Source organism: Pseudomonas sp. Sample_21 (genome assembly GCF_004307525.1).
GTDB classification, from domain to species: Bacteria; Pseudomonadota; Gammaproteobacteria; order Pseudomonadales; family Pseudomonadaceae; genus Aquipseudomonas; species Aquipseudomonas atacamensis.
Window position 1 is genome coordinate 115,612 of record NZ_RCNZ01000115.1, and the last position, 14,494, is coordinate 130,105.

Annotated in this window: 14 protein-coding genes; 4 read left to right on the forward strand and 10 right to left on the reverse strand. The window is 61.0% G+C overall.

The window, feature by feature from the left end; all coding sequences use genetic code 11:
• Positions 1–33: 33 nt before the first annotated feature.
• The 5 genes from D8U71_RS22505 to D8U71_RS22525 all read right to left on the reverse strand — a co-directional run bounded on the left by D8U71_RS22505 (position 34) and on the right by D8U71_RS22525 (position 6,255).
• Positions 34–1,053: a branched-chain amino acid aminotransferase gene (locus D8U71_RS22505; protein ID WP_125927687.1), complete on the reverse strand. Its 1,020-nt coding sequence runs from the start codon at positions 1,051–1,053 to the stop codon at positions 34–36.
• A gap of 251 nt (positions 1,054–1,304) precedes the next feature.
• Positions 1,305–2,678 carry a dihydrolipoyl dehydrogenase gene (gene lpdA, locus D8U71_RS22510; RefSeq protein WP_130888716.1) on the reverse strand — a complete coding sequence of 458 codons (1,374 nt, stop codon included), beginning with the start codon at positions 2,676–2,678 and terminating at the stop codon, positions 1,305–1,307.
• A 6-nt stretch (positions 2,679–2,684) separates the two neighbouring features.
• Positions 2,685–3,959 carry a dihydrolipoamide acetyltransferase family protein gene (locus D8U71_RS22515; RefSeq protein ID WP_130888717.1) on the reverse strand — a complete coding sequence of 425 codons (1,275 nt, stop codon included), beginning with the start codon at positions 3,957–3,959 and terminating at the stop codon, positions 2,685–2,687.
• On the reverse strand, positions 3,960–5,018 hold the full coding sequence (locus tag D8U71_RS22520; protein ID WP_003224000.1) for an alpha-ketoacid dehydrogenase subunit beta: 1,059 nt from the start codon (positions 5,016–5,018) through the stop codon (positions 3,960–3,962).
• A gap of 1 nt (position 5,019) precedes the next feature.
• Positions 5,020–6,255, reverse strand: coding sequence for a 3-methyl-2-oxobutanoate dehydrogenase (2-methylpropanoyl-transferring) subunit alpha (locus D8U71_RS22525; RefSeq protein WP_130888718.1), 1,236 nt, complete (start codon positions 6,253–6,255; stop codon positions 5,020–5,022).
• Positions 6,256–6,439: 184 nt separating this feature from the next.
• Between D8U71_RS22525 and bkdR the strand changes: the two genes are divergently transcribed.
• The gene (gene bkdR / locus D8U71_RS22530) at positions 6,440–6,928 is read left to right on the forward strand and encodes a Bkd operon transcriptional regulator BkdR (RefSeq protein WP_016775196.1); all 489 of its coding nucleotides are present in this window, start codon (positions 6,440–6,442) and stop codon (positions 6,926–6,928) included.
• Positions 6,929–7,095: 167 nt separating this feature from the next.
• On the opposite strand, the gene D8U71_RS22535 is transcribed toward bkdR, so the two are convergent.
• Complete coding sequence (locus tag D8U71_RS22535; protein WP_130888719.1) at positions 7,096–7,959, reverse strand: MBL fold metallo-hydrolase; 864 nt, start codon at positions 7,957–7,959, stop codon at positions 7,096–7,098.
• 92 nt (positions 7,960–8,051) lie between these two features.
• On the opposite strand from D8U71_RS22535, the gene D8U71_RS22540 reads away from it, so the two are divergent.
• The 3 genes from D8U71_RS22540 to D8U71_RS22550 all read left to right on the forward strand — a co-directional run bounded on the left by D8U71_RS22540 (position 8,052) and on the right by D8U71_RS22550 (position 10,617).
• Positions 8,052–8,393: a metalloregulator ArsR/SmtB family transcription factor gene (locus D8U71_RS22540; RefSeq protein ID WP_016775194.1), complete on the forward strand. Its 342-nt coding sequence runs from the start codon at positions 8,052–8,054 to the stop codon at positions 8,391–8,393.
• A gap of 168 nt (positions 8,394–8,561) precedes the next feature.
• On the forward strand, positions 8,562–9,806 hold the full coding sequence (locus tag D8U71_RS22545; protein WP_130888720.1) for an FAD/NAD(P)-binding oxidoreductase: 1,245 nt from the start codon (positions 8,562–8,564) through the stop codon (positions 9,804–9,806).
• A 10-nt stretch (positions 9,807–9,816) separates the two neighbouring features.
• On the forward strand, positions 9,817–10,617 hold the full coding sequence (locus D8U71_RS22550) for a sulfite exporter TauE/SafE family protein (RefSeq protein WP_130888721.1): 801 nt from the start codon (positions 9,817–9,819) through the stop codon (positions 10,615–10,617).
• 51 nt (positions 10,618–10,668) lie between these two features.
• Here D8U71_RS22550 and D8U71_RS22555 read toward each other — a convergent pair whose 3' ends face one another.
• The 4 genes from D8U71_RS22555 to D8U71_RS22570 all read right to left on the reverse strand — a co-directional run bounded on the left by D8U71_RS22555 (position 10,669) and on the right by D8U71_RS22570 (position 14,481).
• Positions 10,669–11,949, reverse strand: coding sequence for a TRAP transporter large permease (locus tag D8U71_RS22555; RefSeq protein ID WP_130888722.1), 1,281 nt, complete (start codon positions 11,947–11,949; stop codon positions 10,669–10,671).
• Complete coding sequence (locus D8U71_RS22560) at positions 11,949–12,476, reverse strand: TRAP transporter small permease (protein ID WP_122700614.1); 528 nt, start codon at positions 12,474–12,476, stop codon at positions 11,949–11,951. The genes D8U71_RS22555 and D8U71_RS22560 overlap by 1 nt, the downstream gene beginning before the upstream one ends.
• Before the next feature lie 75 nt (positions 12,477–12,551).
• Positions 12,552–13,526, reverse strand: a complete 975-nt coding sequence (locus D8U71_RS22565; RefSeq protein ID WP_130888723.1) for a TRAP transporter substrate-binding protein — start codon at positions 13,524–13,526, stop codon at positions 12,552–12,554.
• Between the two features lie 61 nt (positions 13,527–13,587).
• Entirely contained in the window at positions 13,588–14,481 is an 894-nt protein-coding gene (locus D8U71_RS22570) for an SMP-30/gluconolactonase/LRE family protein (protein WP_125927673.1), read from the reverse strand.
• Positions 14,482–14,494 lie beyond the last annotated feature (13 nt).

A 14,494-nucleotide genomic window follows, 5' to 3' on the forward strand; every position in this document is an offset into this window, starting at 1 on the left:
GTGGAGGGCTTTTGAGCATCAGCAGTCGTCAGATCAAACCTTGACGATCCAGCCCGCTGGCGCTTCGATGTCGCCGGTCTGCACGCCAGTCAGCTCTTTGTAGAGCTGCTGGGTTACCGGGCCTACCTCGGTTTCGCTGTGGAACACATGCAGGTGATCGTTGTAGCTGATGCCACCAATCGGCGTGATCACCGCAGCGGTACCGCAGGCACCGGCTTCCTTGAAGTCCGACAGCTTGTCGATCAGCACGTCGCCTTCAACCACGTCCAGGCCCAGACGCGATTTCGCCAGTTCGATCAGCGACAGGCGGGTGATGCCTGGCAGGACCGATGGCGAGTTCGGGGTGACGAACTTGTTGTCGTGGGTGATCCCGAAGAAGTTGGCCGAACCGACTTCCTCGATCTTGGTGTGGGTCATCGGATCGAGGTAGATCGCGTCGGCGAAGTTGGCTTTCTTGGCTTTCGAGCCCGGCATCAGGCTGGCGGCGTAGTTGCCACCGACCTTGGCCGCACCGGTGCCTTGCGGGGCCGCGCGGTCGTAGCTGGAGATCTGGAAGTTGTGCGGGGTCAGGCCGCCCTTGAAGTAGGCGCCGACCGGGATGCAGAAGATCGAAAAGATGAACTCGGGCGCGGTGCGCACGCCGATGTTGTCACCGACGCCGATCACGAACGGGCGCAGGTACAGCGCGCCGCCGGTGCCGTACGGCGGGATGAAACGCTCGTTGGCGCGAACCACGGCTTTGCAGGCTTCGATGAACTGCTCGGTGTCGACCGTCGGCATCAGCAGACGCGCGCAGCTGCGCTGCATGCGCAGGGCGTTCTGGTCCGGGCGGAACAGGTTGATCGAGCCGTCCTTGCAGCGATAGGCCTTCATGCCTTCGAAGCACTGCTGACCGTAGTGAAGGGCAGTGGAGCCTTCGCTGATGTGCAGGACGTTATCTTCGGTCAGGGTGCCTTTGTCCCACTCGCCATCGCGAAAGTACGACAGATAGCGCTTGTCGGTCTTGATGTAGTCAAAACCCAGCTTGTCCCAATTGATGCTTTCGTTACCCATGACACCCTCTATCACTGAACAACCGCCGAAACGGTTCAAGGCTTCTGACGTTTTTTTGGATGGGCACAACAATACTTCATTCTTGAGCGGTTTCGCAGCCGGAATTCGCTCCGCTGATCCTTCCCTCGACTGATCGTTCCCACGCTCTGCGTGGGAATGCCTCATCGGACGCTCCGCGTTCGGCTGTTGGGACGCAGAGCGTCCCGGGCTGCATTCCCACGCGGAGCGTGGGAACGATCAATTTGACGGATTTACAGATGCAGCGCATGCCCCAGCGCCCGCAACGCCGCTTCCTGCACCGCTTCGCCCAAGGTTGGGTGCGCATGGATGGTGCCGCCGATGTCTTCCAGGCGCGCGCCCATTTCCAGGCTCTGCGCGAATGCCGTCGACAATTCGGAAACACCGACTCCCACCGCTTGCCAGCCGATAATCAAATGATTGTCGCGACGTGCGACCACGCGGACGAAGCCGCTTTTCGATTCCAGGGTCATTGCGCGGCCGTTGGCGGCGAACGGGAAGCTTGCAACGATGCAGTCCAGCCCCGCAGCCTTGGCCTCGTCCGGAGTTTTGCCGACCACCACCAGTTCCGGGTCGGTAAAGCACACGGCGGCGATGGCGGTCGGGTTGAATTCGCGGCGCTTGCCACTGATCAGCTCGGCAACCATTTCGCCCTGAGCCATGGCGCGGTGGGCCAGCATCGGTTCGCCGCTCACGTCGCCAATGGCGTAGACGTTGCGCATGCTGGTCTGGCAACCGCTGTCGATCCTGATAGCCGAACCGTTCATGTCCAGATTCAACGCTTCGAGATTGAAGCCCTGCGTATTGGGTTTGCGTCCGACCGCGACCAGTACCTGATCGGTTTCCAGATTGAGGGTTTCGCCTTCGGGATCGCGCACCTGCAACGTGCCGTCGAAACCCAGCACGCTGTGCTTGAGGTACAGTTTCACGCCCAGCTGCTTCAGCGCTTCATGTACCGGTTGTGTCAGCTCCGCGTCGTAAGCCGGAAGAATTCGATCCTGCGCCTCGACCACGCTGACTTCGGCGCCGAGCTTGCGATAGGCGATGCCCAGCTCCAGGCCGATGTAACCACCGCCGACCACGACCAGGCGTTTCGGCACAGACGTCGGCGCCAGCGCTTCGGTGGAGGAGATGATTGGCCCGCCAATCGGCAGGATCGGCAGGTTGACGCTGGTCGAGCCGGTGGCCAGCACCAGATGTTCGCACTGGATGCGCGTATCGCCGACTTCCACGGTTTTGCCGTCGATGATTTTCGCCCAGCCGTTGATGACCTGAACCTTGTTTTTCTTCAGCAGCGCGGCGACGCCAGTGGTCAGGCGATCAACGATGCCGTCCTTCCACTCCACACTTTTGCTGATATCCAGGGTCGGCGCGGCAACGCTGATGCCGAGCGCCGAATGCTGGCTGTGATGCTGCGTCTGATGAAACTGCTCAGCCACATGAATCAGCGCTTTCGACGGAATGCAGCCGATATTAAGGCAGGTGCCGCCCAACGATTGGCCTTCGACCAGGATGGTCGGGATGCCCAGTTGCCCGGCGCGGATCGCGGTAACGTAACCGCCGGGGCCGCCGCCGATGATCAGCAGCGTAGTGTTCAGAGATTGCATTCGGGCTTACTCCACAAACAAGGTGGCGGGTTGTTCGAGCAAGCCACGAATGGCCTGAATGAAGAGCGCCGCGTCCATGCCGTCGACCACGCGATGATCGAAGGAGCTGGAGAGGTTCATCATCTTGCGGATCACCACTTGGCCTTTGACCACCATTGGCCGTTCGACGATTTTGTTCACGCCGATAATGGCCACTTCCGGCAGGTTCAGCACCGGCGTGCTGACAATGCCGCCCAGCGCACCGAGGCTGGTGAGCGTAATGGTCGAACCGGACAGCTCATCGCGGCTGGCCTTGCCATTGCGCGCGGCGTTGGCCAAACGCGAAATTTCCGCGGCGCTGTCCCACAGGCTGCGCGCTTCGGCGTGACGCACGACGGGCACCATCAGGCCGACATCGCTTTGCGTGGCGACGCCGACATGCACCGCGCCGAGGCGGGTGATGACTTGCGCTTCGTCGTCGTAACGGGCGTTCATCTGCGGGAAGTCGCGCAGGGCCACCACCAGCGCGCGAACGAGGAACGGCAACAAGGTCAACTTGCCTCGGCTGGCGCCGTGCTTTTCATTCAGGTGCGCGCGCAGTTCTTCGATCGCGGTGACGTCGATTTCTTCGACATAGCTGAAATGCGCTGCGCGCTGCGTGGCGTCCTGCATGCGCTGGGCGATCTTGCGGCGCATGCCGATCACTTGAATCTGTTCTTCGTCGTGGCGCTGGGCATAAGCGGCAGCGGCCGGCGCCGAAGCGTTCGACCGACCTTGCGCCAGATAGGCCTCAAGATCCTCATGCAACACGCGACCGGCCGGGCCGCTGCCGCGCACCAGACGCAATTGAATACCCAGGTCCAGCGCATGTTTGCGCACGGCCGGCGATGCGAGCGGGCGTTCATCCGCTTCGCGAGCAACCATCGGGCCTTGGCAAACGGCAGCCGGACGTGGTGCGGCGGCTGCGGCGGATTTGCTCTCGACAGCGGCTTCAACTTTCGGCGCAACCGGTGCTTCTTTGACGGGCGCGGGTGCGGCCGACTCTTTAAGGTTGCCAGCCCCTTCGACTTCGATGCTGATCAGCACACTGCCAACCGCCATCACTTCACCCGGCTGACCACCGAGGGCAATCACTTTCCCGTGCACCGGCGATGGAATATCGACCATTGCCTTGTCGGTCATTACATCCGCCAGCACCTGATCTTCAACCACCAGATCGCCAACCTTGACGTGCCACTGCGACAGTTCTACTTCTGCGATGCCTTCGCCGATGTCCGGCATCTTGATAACGTGCGTGCCCATTCAGACCTCCATGACCCGTTTCAACGCCGCGCCCACGCGGGACGGCCCTGGGAAATACGCCCACTCCTGCGCGTGCGGGTAGGGAGTGTCCCAACCGGTGACGCGCTCGATCGGCGCTTCCAGGTGATGGAAGCAATGCTCCTGCACCAGCGATACCAGCTCGGCGCCGAAACCGCAGGTGCGGGTGGCTTCGTGAACCACCACGCAGCGGCCGGTTTTCTTCACCGACTTGACGATGGTTTCCAGGTCCAGGGGCCACAGGCTGCGCAGGTCGATGACTTCGGCATCGACGCCGGATTCTTCGGCAGCGACTTGCGAGACGTATACGGTGGTGCCGTAGGTCAGCACGGTCACGTCCTTGCCCGGGCGAGTGATCGCAGCGACGTCCAGCGGCACGGTGTAGTAACCGTCCGGCACCTGGGCTTGCGGGTGTTTCGACCACGGCGTCACCGGGCGGTCGTGATGGCCATCGAACGGGCCGTTGTACAGGCGTTTCGGCTCAAGGAAGATCACCGGGTCATCGTTTTCGATGGAGGCGATCAGCAGGCCTTTGGCGTCGTACGGGTTGGACGGCATCACCGTGCGCAGACCGCAGACCTGAGTGAACATCGCCTCGATGCTCTGGCTGTGGGTCTGGCCGCCGTAGATGCCGCCGCCGCAAGGCATGCGCAGGGTCATCGGTGCGGTGAATTCGCCAGCCGAGCGATAACGCAGGCGCGCCGCTTCGGAGATGATCTGGTCGGAGGCGGGGTAGACGTAGTCGGCGAACTGGATTTCGGCGACCGGCCGCAGTCCGTAAGCGCCCATGCCCACGGCCACGCCGACGATGCCGCTTTCCGAGATCGGCGCGTCGAACACCCGCGAGGTGCCGTACTTGGTCTGCAGGCCTTCGGTGCAGCGGAACACGCCGCCGAAGTAGCCGACGTCCTGACCGAACACGACGACGTTGTCATCACGCTCAAGCATCACATCCATGGCCGAGCGCAGGGCCTGGATCATGGTCATGGTGGTCGTGGTCATGGCGGTTTCCAACTGAATATTGTTGTTGTGATCGTTCATGTCAGATCCCCAACTGCTGACGCTGGCGCTTCAAGTGCTCCGGCATCTCTTTGTAGACGTCTTCGAACATGGTCGCGGCGCTTGGAATCTGGCCACCGGCGAGGGTGCCGTACTGTTCGGCCTGTTTCTGCGCGGCAATCACTTCGGCTTCAAGTTCAGCGCTGACGGCGCTGTGCTCTTCCTCCGACCAGTGGCCGACCTTGATCAGATGCTGTTTCAGACGCGCGATCGGATCGCCGAGCGGGAAGTGGCTCCAGTCATCGGCAGGGCGGTATTTTGATGGGTCGTCGGAGGTCGAGTGCGGGCCGGCGCGGTAGGTGACCCATTCGATCATGGTCGGGCCGAGGTTGCGCCGGGCGCGTTCGGCAGCCCAAGCGGAAGCGGCGTAGACCGCGTAGAAGTCGTTGCCATCGACACGCAGCGAGGCGATGCCGCAACCGACGCCGCGTCCGGCGAAAGTCGTGGCTTCACCGCCGGCGATGGCCTGGAACGTGGAAATCGCCCACTGGTTGTTGACCACGTTGAGGATCACCGGCGCGCGATAAACGTGGGCGAAGGTGAGGGCGGTGTGGAAGTCCGATTCGGCGGTAGCGCCGTCACCGATCCACGCCGAGGCGATTTTCGTATCGCCCTTGATCGCCGAGGCCATGCCCCAGCCGACGCCCTGAATGAATTGGGTGGCGAGGTTGCCGGATATGGTGAAGAAACCGGCGTCCTTGACCGAGTACATGATCGGCAACTGGCGGCCCTTGAGCGGATCGCGCTCGTTGGACAGCAGTTGGCAGATCAGGTCGACCAGCGGCACATCGCGGGCCATCAGGATGCTTTGCTGGCGGTAGGTCGGGAAGCACATGTCGTCGATGTTCAGCGCCAACGCCTGGGCGCTGCCGATGGCTTCTTCGCCGAGGCTCTGCATGTAGAACGACATCTTTTTCTGCCGCTGGGCGACGACCATGCGGTTGTCGTAGATGCGCGTCTTGAGCATCGCGCGCATGCCTTTGCGCAGGATTTCGACCGGCACGTTTTCGGCCCACGGGCCGAGGGCGTTGCCCTGATCGTCGAGCACGCGAATAAGGCCACGGGCGAGGTCGGCGGTGTCGGCAGGTTCTACATCGATGGGAGGTTTGCGCACCGTACCGGCATCGGTCAGATGCAGGTAGGAAAAATCGGTTTTGCAGCCGGGACGGCCCGAGGGTTCAGGGACGTGCAGGCGCAGCGGTTCATACGCTTGGGTCATGGCTTCTACGCTCGATCTTGTGAATTTCTTGTAGTGAGCTGGCAGTCATTCCGGGATGAGGAAATCTTGTCCTACAACAATCATAGGCGTGGCCAAGAAGAATATTTCTCTGTGTTTCGTTGCGCTGGTGACCATTTGCAGATAGAAATTCTGCATAAACATAAAAAACAGGTGGTTTTGTCTCATGCGCAAACTGGACCGTACCGACATCGGCATTCTCAACAGCCTTCAGGAGAACGCGCGCATCACCAACGCCGACCTCGCTCGCTCGGTGAACCTGTCGCCGACGCCGTGCTTCAACCGGGTCAAGGCCATGGAAGAATTGGGCTTGATTCGCGAGCAGGTCACGCTGCTGGATGCCGATCTGCTGGGGCTGCACGTGAACGTGTTCATTCACGTCAGCCTGGAAAAACAGGTAGAGGAGGCGTTGCAGCATTTCGAGGAAGCGATTTCTGATCGGCCTGAGGTGATGGAGTGCTATCTGATGGCGGGTGATCCGGATTATCTGATTCGCGTGCTGGTGCCGAGCATTCAGTCGCTGGAACGCTTCATGATGGATTTTCTGACCAAGGTGCCGGGGGTGGCGAACATCCGCTCGAGCTTTGCGTTGAAGCAGGTGCGCTACAAGACCGCGTTGCCGTTGCCGGCCAATGGGTTGACGTTGGGCAATTGATACGACTGCCCTGCAGACGCCGATCGTTCCCACGCTCCGCGTGGGAATGCCGCCAGGGACGCTCCGCGTTCCGCCTCAAGAAGTGACGCAGAGCGTCACGGGATGCATTCCCACGCGGAGCGTGGGAACGATCAGTTGGCGCTGCTGGAGGCTGCGTTGCCGAACCGTCAGAGTTTGTTGAGCGGAATCTTCAGGTAAACCACACCGTTGTCTTCCGCCGCCGGCAGATTCCCCGCCCGCACGTTCACCTGAATCGCCGGCAGCAGCAACGTCGGCATGCCTAACCCAGCGTCACGTGTCGTGCGCATCTCGACGAACGCCGCTTCATCGATCCCGTCATGCACATGAATATTGCTTTTGCGCTGTTCGCCGACAGTGGTCTGACACTGTGAGGCGCGGCCTTCGGGCGGGTAATCGTGGCAGACGTAAAGCTTCACGCTGGCGGGAAACGCCAGCAGCTTCTGGATCGACTTGAACAATTGCTGCGCATTGCCGCCAGGGAAATCACAGCGCGCGGTGCCGACATCGGGCATGAACAGCGTGTCACCCACCAGGATCTGCTCGCCGTCGATCAGGTACGCCATGTCCGCTGGCGTATGGCCGGGGACGTGCAGCGCGGTAGCCTTGAGGTTGCCGATCATGAACGACTCGTTCGGCGCGAACAGATGATCGAACTGCGAGCCATCGACGCAAAATTCCGGCTCCAGATTGAACAGCGCCTTGAACACATTCTGCACTTTGCTGATCGATTCACCGATGGCGATCTTGCCGCCCAGTTCCCGACGCAGGTACGGCGCGGCGGAGAGGTGATCGGCGTGGGCGTGGGTTTCCAGCAGCCATTGCACTTGCAGTCGATGCGCACGCACGAAGGTGATGATCTTGTCCGCCTGCTCGGTGCCGGTGCGCCCGGCGGCGCCATCATAGTCGAGCACCGGGTCGACGATCGCGCACTGGCCGCCGTCGGCTTCGTAGACCACGTAGCTGTAGGTCGAGGAGGCGGGGTCGAGGAACGCTTCAATCTGGGCGGACATGGCAGAAACCTGTGCTGAGGAATTTCGGGTTGCAACACTTTATGTAAAAACATAATGTTCGCAGCTTAAGTGACCTTCAAGGCCTCGTGCAAATGCAATCCAGTCTGACCGAATGTGAAGTCGCCCAACTGCGCGCCTCGGCGTCCAAAGCCTGCGCCTTGCTCAAAGCCCTGGCCAATGAGGATCGTCTGTTGATCCTCTGTCAACTGACCCAGGGCGAACGCAACGTCGGCGAGCTGGAAAAAATGACCGGCGTACGCCAACCGACGCTGTCCCAACAACTGGGCATCTTGCGCGACGAAGGGCTTGTCGCGACTCGCCGTGAAGGCAAATACATTTTCTACGGCCTGGCCAGTCACGAAGTGATCCAGGTGATGAAAACCCTGTCGGGGCTGTATTGCGGAGCGGTACTCAAGAGCTGGGAACAGCCATAAATGCCAGCCCTAACACTTACTTACCCTGTGGGAGCTGGCTTGCCAGCGATGAGGGCTTATCAGCCAATATTTATGTGACTGACACACCGCTTTCGCTGGCAAGCCAGCTCCCACAGTTTCTTTGGTTTGACCCGAACAAATCCTTGCGTGCAGCAAAAGGAACAAGCAATGAACGATCAACACTGGGGCCCATCCATCAGTGCGGACATCGTGGTCATCGGCGGTGGCACGGCCGGCATCGGTTTTGTCGCCAGCCTGCTCAAGCGTGACCCGCAGCTTAAAGTCACCGTGATCGAACCGAGTTCACAGCACTACTATCAACCGGCGTGGACGCTGGTCGGCGGTGGTGCGTTTGATGTGAAAGACACCGTCAGGCCGATGAGCAAAGTCATGCCGCGTCAGGCGACGTGGATTCAGGCCAGTGTCAGCGCCATCGACCCGCAAAGCCGCCAACTCACCCTCGACGACCAGCGCACCGTCAGCTATCAAAACCTGGTCGTCTGCCCCGGCCTGCGCCTGGCCTGGGAAAAAGTCGAAGGCTTGCAGGAAAGCCTCGGTCAGCACGGCGTCACCTCCAACTACAGCTATCAACACGCCCAGTACACTTGGGATCAAGTGCAGAAACTGCGCGATGGCCGGGCGCTGTTCACCCAGCCGGCGATGCCGATCAAATGCGCCGGCGCGCCGCAAAAAGCCCTGTACCTGTCTTGCGATTACTGGCGCAAATCCGCCGTGCTGAAAGACATCAATGTCGAATTCAATCTCGCTGGCGCTGCGCTGTTTGGCGTGCCGACCTTTGTGCCGCCGTTGATGAAGTACATCGAACAGTACGACGCGCAACTGGCGTTCAACTCGAATCTGGTCAAGGTCGACGGCCCGGCGAAAACCGCGTGGTTTGAAGTCAAGGACGCCGATGGCAATGTCAGCCGCGTGGCAAAAACCTTCGATCTGCTGCACGTCGTGCCGCCACAAGTCGCGCCGGATTTCATCGCCCAGAGTGCGCTGGCCGATGCCGGCGGTTGGTGCGAAGTCGATCCGCACAGCCTGCAGCATCCGCGTTATCCCGAGGTGTTCGCACTGGGCGATATCTGCGGCACCAGCAACGCGAAAACCGCCGCAGCGGTGCGCAAGCAGGTGGTCGTCGTTGCGCAGAACCTGCTGGCCGCGCGCAAACAACAGCCGCTGCCGCTCAAGTACGACGGCTACGGCTCGTGCCCGCTGACGGTGGAGAAGGGCAAGGTGATCCTCGCCGAGTTCGGCTATGGCGGCAAACTGCTGCCGACTTTCCCGCTGGACCCGACCGTGGCCCGCCGTTCGGCGTGGTGGCTGAAGGCGACGCTGCTGCCGTGGTTCTACTGGCACGGCATGCTCAAGGGCCGCGAGTGGCTGACGCGTCTATCCAGGGTCGACTGAGAAAACCCCTATGTTGCTGGCAAGTCTGTTTGGCGTGGTGATGGGGTTGGTCCTCGGCCTGACCGGCGCAGGCGGCGGGATTCTCGCGGTGCCGGCGCTGGTGCTCGGGCTCGGCTGGACGATGACGCAAGCGGCGCCGGTGGCCTTGTTTGCGGTCGGCAGCGCGGCGGCGGTCGGGGCGATCGATGGTTTGCGCCATGGCCTGGTGCGTTACCGCGCGGCGCTGTTGATCGCGGCACTGGGCGCGGTGTTTTCGCCGCTGGGGATCTACTTCGCGCATCAACTGCCGGAAAAGATTCTGATGATCCTGTTCAGCCTGCTGATGGTTCTGGTCGCTTGGCGAATGTTCAGAAAGGACCGTCAGCAAGCGGGGCCGAGCGATCACGGCCACGCCGGTTGGGGGCAGAAAAACTGCATGCTCAACGAGCAGACCGGGCGCTTCGACTGGACCGCCAAATGCACCGCCACCCTGGCTGCACTGGGAGCGGTTACTGGCGTGGTTTCGGGTTTACTTGGCGTCGGCGGCGGCTTTCTGATCGTGCCGGCGTTCAAGCAACTGACCGATGTGCAGATGCGCGGCATCGTTGCGACGTCGTTGATGGTGATCAGTCTGATTTCCGCGATCGGGGTGATCGGCGCGTTTCATGCGGGTGTGCGCATTGACAGTCAGGGTGCGGCGTTCATTGTCGCCAGCATCGTTGGCATGCTCATCGGTCGCAGGCTGTGCGCGCAGGTGCCGGCGCGGGCGTTGCAGGTGGGGTTTGCCAGTGTCTGTCTGGTGGTGGCGGGGTACATGCTGGTGCGGGCGTGAAGATCAACAGATCGCAGCCTCCTTGCACGAAGCTGCGATCTTCTCAGCGGGTTACAACACCAGGTGCGGCAGCCACAGCGAAATCGCCGGAACGTAGGTCACCAGCAGCAGCACCAGGAACAGCACGCCATAGAACGGCAGCAGCGCTTTCACCGTGCTTTCGATACTGACCTTGCCCACCGCCGAGCCGACGAAGAGCACGGCCCCCACGGGCGGTGTTATCAATCCGATCCCCAGGTTGACCAGCATGATCATGCCGAACTGCACCGGATCGACACCGATGCCCATGATCACTGGCATCAGGATCGGCGTGAGGATCAGGATCAGCGGCGCCATGTCCATCACCGTGCCAAGCAACAGCAACATCACGTTGATGCACATCAGGATCACGTAGCGGTTGTCCGACAGGGTCAGGAACAGTGTGGTGATTTTTGCCGGGATCTGCATCAGCGTCATGATGTAGCCGAAGCTGGCGGCGAAACCGATCAGGATCATCACGATGGAGATGGTGCGCACCGTGCGGTGCATCAGCTTGGGCAGCTCGCGCCATTTGTAATCGCGATAAATGAACATGGTCACGAAGAATGACCACAGCACCGCGATGGCCGCCGATTCAGTGGCGGTGAAAATACCCGAGAGAATGCCGCCGAGGATGATCACCATCGCCATCATGCCCCACAGGGCTTCGCCGACGATCTTCAGCGCCTGGCGCATCGGAATCACTTCGCCCTTGGGGTAGTTGCGCTTTTTCGCGAAGATCAGGCACAGCACCATCAGGCAGGCGCTCATCAGCAGGCCCGGGACGATGCCGGCCATGAACAGCGAAGCGATCGACACCGTACCGCCAGCGGCCAGCGAGTAGAGCACCGAGTTGTGGCTTGGCGGAGTCAGCAGGGCTTGCACTGAACCGCTGACGGTCACGGCGGTGGAGAAGTCCCGTGGATAACCCTTGCGCTCCATCTCCGGAATCAGCACCGAACCCACAGACGCAGTGTCGGCCACCGAAGAACCGGAGATCGCACCGAAGAACGTCGAGGCAACAATGTTGACCAGCGACAGACCACCACGGACGAAACCTACCAGCACCCCGGCACACGCCACTAACCGCCGGGACATGCCGCCCTCGGCCATGATCGCGCCGGCGAGGACGAAGAACGGAATGGCCAGCAGCGAGAATTTGTTCACCCCCGAGGCGACCTGGATCATCACCGCCTGGAAGGGAATGTCGATCCACCAAGCGCCGATCAGCGCAGCGGCGCCCAACGCGTAAGCGACCGGCATGCCGATCAGGATCAATACGATAAAACTGCCCAGCAGGATCAGAGCGTCCATTAAACGGCACCTTCACTTTCTTCAACCAGGTCGAACTGCACGACCCGACGTTTGCTCTGGTCACCGAGCAAGAGTTTTTCCACGACAAAAATCAATGTCAGCAAACCGCCCACGGGGATCGGCAGATAGGTCACGCCAACCCGCAGATCGGGCAGGGCTGCCATGAACTGGTTCCAGGTGGACATGCACAGCTTGGTGCCCCAGATGGTCATGAAGATGCAGATGGCCGCCATCAGCAGTTGCGAAAAAATCGCCGCTGCGGCTTTCATTTGCGCCGGCATGCGGTCGGTGAGCATGGCCACGGCCATGTGCGCACCAGCGCGGTAACTGGCGGCGGCGCCGATGAAGGTGAACACCATCATCAGCAGGATCGCCGTCGGCTCAGGCCAGCTCGAACCGGTGCCGAGCACGTAACGGGCGAAGACGCCCCAGGGAATCATCAGGGAAATCGCCAGGACGGAAAGGCCGGCGACCCAGATGCACGTCATGTAGATCTTGTCGTTGATACGCAGCAGCAGATTCTTCATCGGGTTCCACCGTAACCGGGCGCGCCTGAACCGCTGGCGCGCCGGGCCTTTTTCATGAGTACGGAGCGGGAGGCGTTACTGAACGGCTTCGATCTTTTTGATCAGGTCGGCGTACTTCGCGCCGTACTTTTCCCGTACCGGTGCGGTGGCGTCGTAGAAGGGTTTTTTGTCGACTTCGATGAACTCGACGCCAGCGGCCTTGAGTTTTTCTTCACTGGCAGCGGACTTCTTGTCCCACAGTACGCGCTCTTCAGCCTGGGCAGCCTTGGCGGCTTTTTTCACCAGTTGCTGTTGATCCGGAGTGAGTTTTTCCCAAGTGATTTTCGACATCACGATCGGCTCTGGCAGGATCAGGTGACCGGTCAGGCTGTAGAACTTGGCGTTCTGGAAGTGGTTGTGTTCAAGCAGGGTCGGCGGGTTGTTTTCCGCGCCATCGATCACGCCGGTCTGCAGGGCGCTGAAGATTTCCCCGGTGTCCATGGCGATGCCGTTACCGCCCATGGCGTTCATCATGTCGATGAACATCGGGTTGCCTTGTACGCGGATTTTCATGCCCTTGAGGTCTTCGAGCTTGCGCACCGGTTTCTTGGTGTAGATGTTGCGCGTGCCGCCGTCCATCCACGCCAAGGCCACCAGGCCGAATTCGGAGTTGGTGATCTTGTCGAGAATCTCATCGCCCACCGGGCCATCGATGACGTTACGCATGTGTTGCTGGTCGCGGAAGATGAACGGCATGTTGAACACGTTCACATCCGGCACCACAGGGCCGACGATGCCCAGGCTGACACGCGACAGCTGCACCGCGCCGACCTGCATCTGCTCGATGACTTCCTTCTCGGAACCGAGCACACCGCCCGGGAAGTATTGGAAGGTCAGCTCGCCGTTGGTTTCCTTGGTCAGGGTATCGCCCATGGATTTTTCAGCCACCACGGTTGGGTAACCGGCGGGGTGAATGTCGGCAAATTTGAGTTTCATTTCCGCCTGAGCGGCACCGGCGAAGGTGAACATCAGCGGGAGTGCAGCGGCGAGCAAGGTGCGTTTGAAGTTCATGGGGGGTGAGTCTCCAGTCTTGTTATTTTTGTGTTCAAGGCGCAGCGGTGCAGCAGAGGGTCTAAAGCAAATCGTTGAATTGCGGTTCGGCGAGGCCTTTGACGCCTGGCTTCAGGGCGAACACGCCGCCGGCCAGGGATTGCGGGTCGTGGTCATCGCCGGGGCGAATCGAGGCGACAAACAAGGTGTCCAGGTTGCTGCCGCCGAAAGCGCACATGGTCGGTTTCTTCACCGGTACTTCCAGCGAGAAATCCAGTCGGCCGTCCGGGGCGAAGCGGTGGATCAGGCCGGCGTCGTTGGCGCAGATCCAGTAGCAGCCTTCGGCATCCACGGCGGCGCCATCGGGGCGGCCGGGGAAATGATTCATGTCGACGAAGATTCGGCGATTCGATGGCGTGCCGGTCTCGGTGTCGTAATCGAAGGCCCAGATCAGTTGCACATTGGGGTGCGAATCCGAGAGATACATGGTTTTGCCGTCAGGGCTGAAACCGAGGCCGTTGGGTACGATGAAGCCATCCAGTTGCGCTTCGATCACGCCCGTCTGCCCGGCGCCGTAGCGATAGAGCCGGCCTTCAGGCGCGTTCAGGCCCATGTTCAGCACCATGCTGCCCGCCCAGAAACGCCCTTGGCGATCACAGCGACCGTCGTTGAGGCGCATGTCGGCGCGGCTGTGCTCTACGGTGGCGAGCAACTCACTGTCGAGGCTGCCGTCGCTGTGCGGGTGCAGGCGAAAGAATCCGCTTTCCATGCCAGCGACCCAGCCGCCACTGCGGTGGCGGGTGATGCAGGCGAGCATTTCCGGGGCCTTCCACGAGGCAACATGCCCGCTGTCAGCGCTCCAGCGTTGCAGCCCGCCGTTGGGAATATCGACCCAGTACAGAGCGTTTTCCTGCGGCACCCAGACCGGGCTTTCACCGACCGCGTTGCGGGCGTCGACGATCAATTCGGCTTGCATACTCATTCCCATG

Excerpts from the sequence above, each read along its gene's own strand:
- D8U71_RS22555 (WP_130888722.1), bottom strand. The coding sequence starts at position 11,949 with ATGGACGCTCTGATCCTGCTGGGCAGTTTTATCGTATTGATCCTGATC.
- D8U71_RS22505 (WP_125927687.1), bottom strand. The coding sequence starts at position 1,053 with ATGGGTAACGAAAGCATCAATTGGGACAAGCTGGGTTTTGACTACATC.
- D8U71_RS22520 (WP_003224000.1), bottom strand. The coding sequence starts at position 5,018 with ATGAACGATCACAACAACAATATTCAGTTGGAAACCGCCATGACCACG.
- D8U71_RS22565 (WP_130888723.1), bottom strand. The coding sequence starts at position 13,526 with ATGAACTTCAAACGCACCTTGCTCGCCGCTGCACTCCCGCTGATGTTC.
- D8U71_RS22515 (WP_130888717.1), bottom strand. The coding sequence starts at position 3,959 with ATGGGCACGCACGTTATCAAGATGCCGGACATCGGCGAAGGCATCGCA.
- D8U71_RS22540 (WP_016775194.1), top strand. The coding sequence starts at position 8,052 with ATGCAATCCAGTCTGACCGAATGTGAAGTCGCCCAACTGCGCGCCTCG.
- D8U71_RS22535 (WP_130888719.1), bottom strand. The coding sequence starts at position 7,959 with ATGTCCGCCCAGATTGAAGCGTTCCTCGACCCCGCCTCCTCGACCTAC.
- bkdR (WP_016775196.1), top strand. The coding sequence starts at position 6,440 with ATGCGCAAACTGGACCGTACCGACATCGGCATTCTCAACAGCCTTCAG.
- lpdA (WP_130888716.1), bottom strand. The coding sequence starts at position 2,678 with ATGCAATCTCTGAACACTACGCTGCTGATCATCGGCGGCGGCCCCGGC.
- D8U71_RS22560 (WP_122700614.1), bottom strand. The coding sequence starts at position 12,476 with ATGAAGAATCTGCTGCTGCGTATCAACGACAAGATCTACATGACGTGC.
- D8U71_RS22545 (WP_130888720.1), top strand. The coding sequence starts at position 8,562 with ATGAACGATCAACACTGGGGCCCATCCATCAGTGCGGACATCGTGGTC.
- D8U71_RS22525 (WP_130888718.1), bottom strand. The coding sequence starts at position 6,255 with ATGACCCAAGCGTATGAACCGCTGCGCCTGCACGTCCCTGAACCCTCG.
- D8U71_RS22570 (WP_125927673.1), bottom strand. The coding sequence starts at position 14,481 with ATGCAAGCCGAATTGATCGTCGACGCCCGCAACGCGGTCGGTGAAAGC.
- D8U71_RS22550 (WP_130888721.1), top strand. The coding sequence starts at position 9,817 with ATGTTGCTGGCAAGTCTGTTTGGCGTGGTGATGGGGTTGGTCCTCGGC.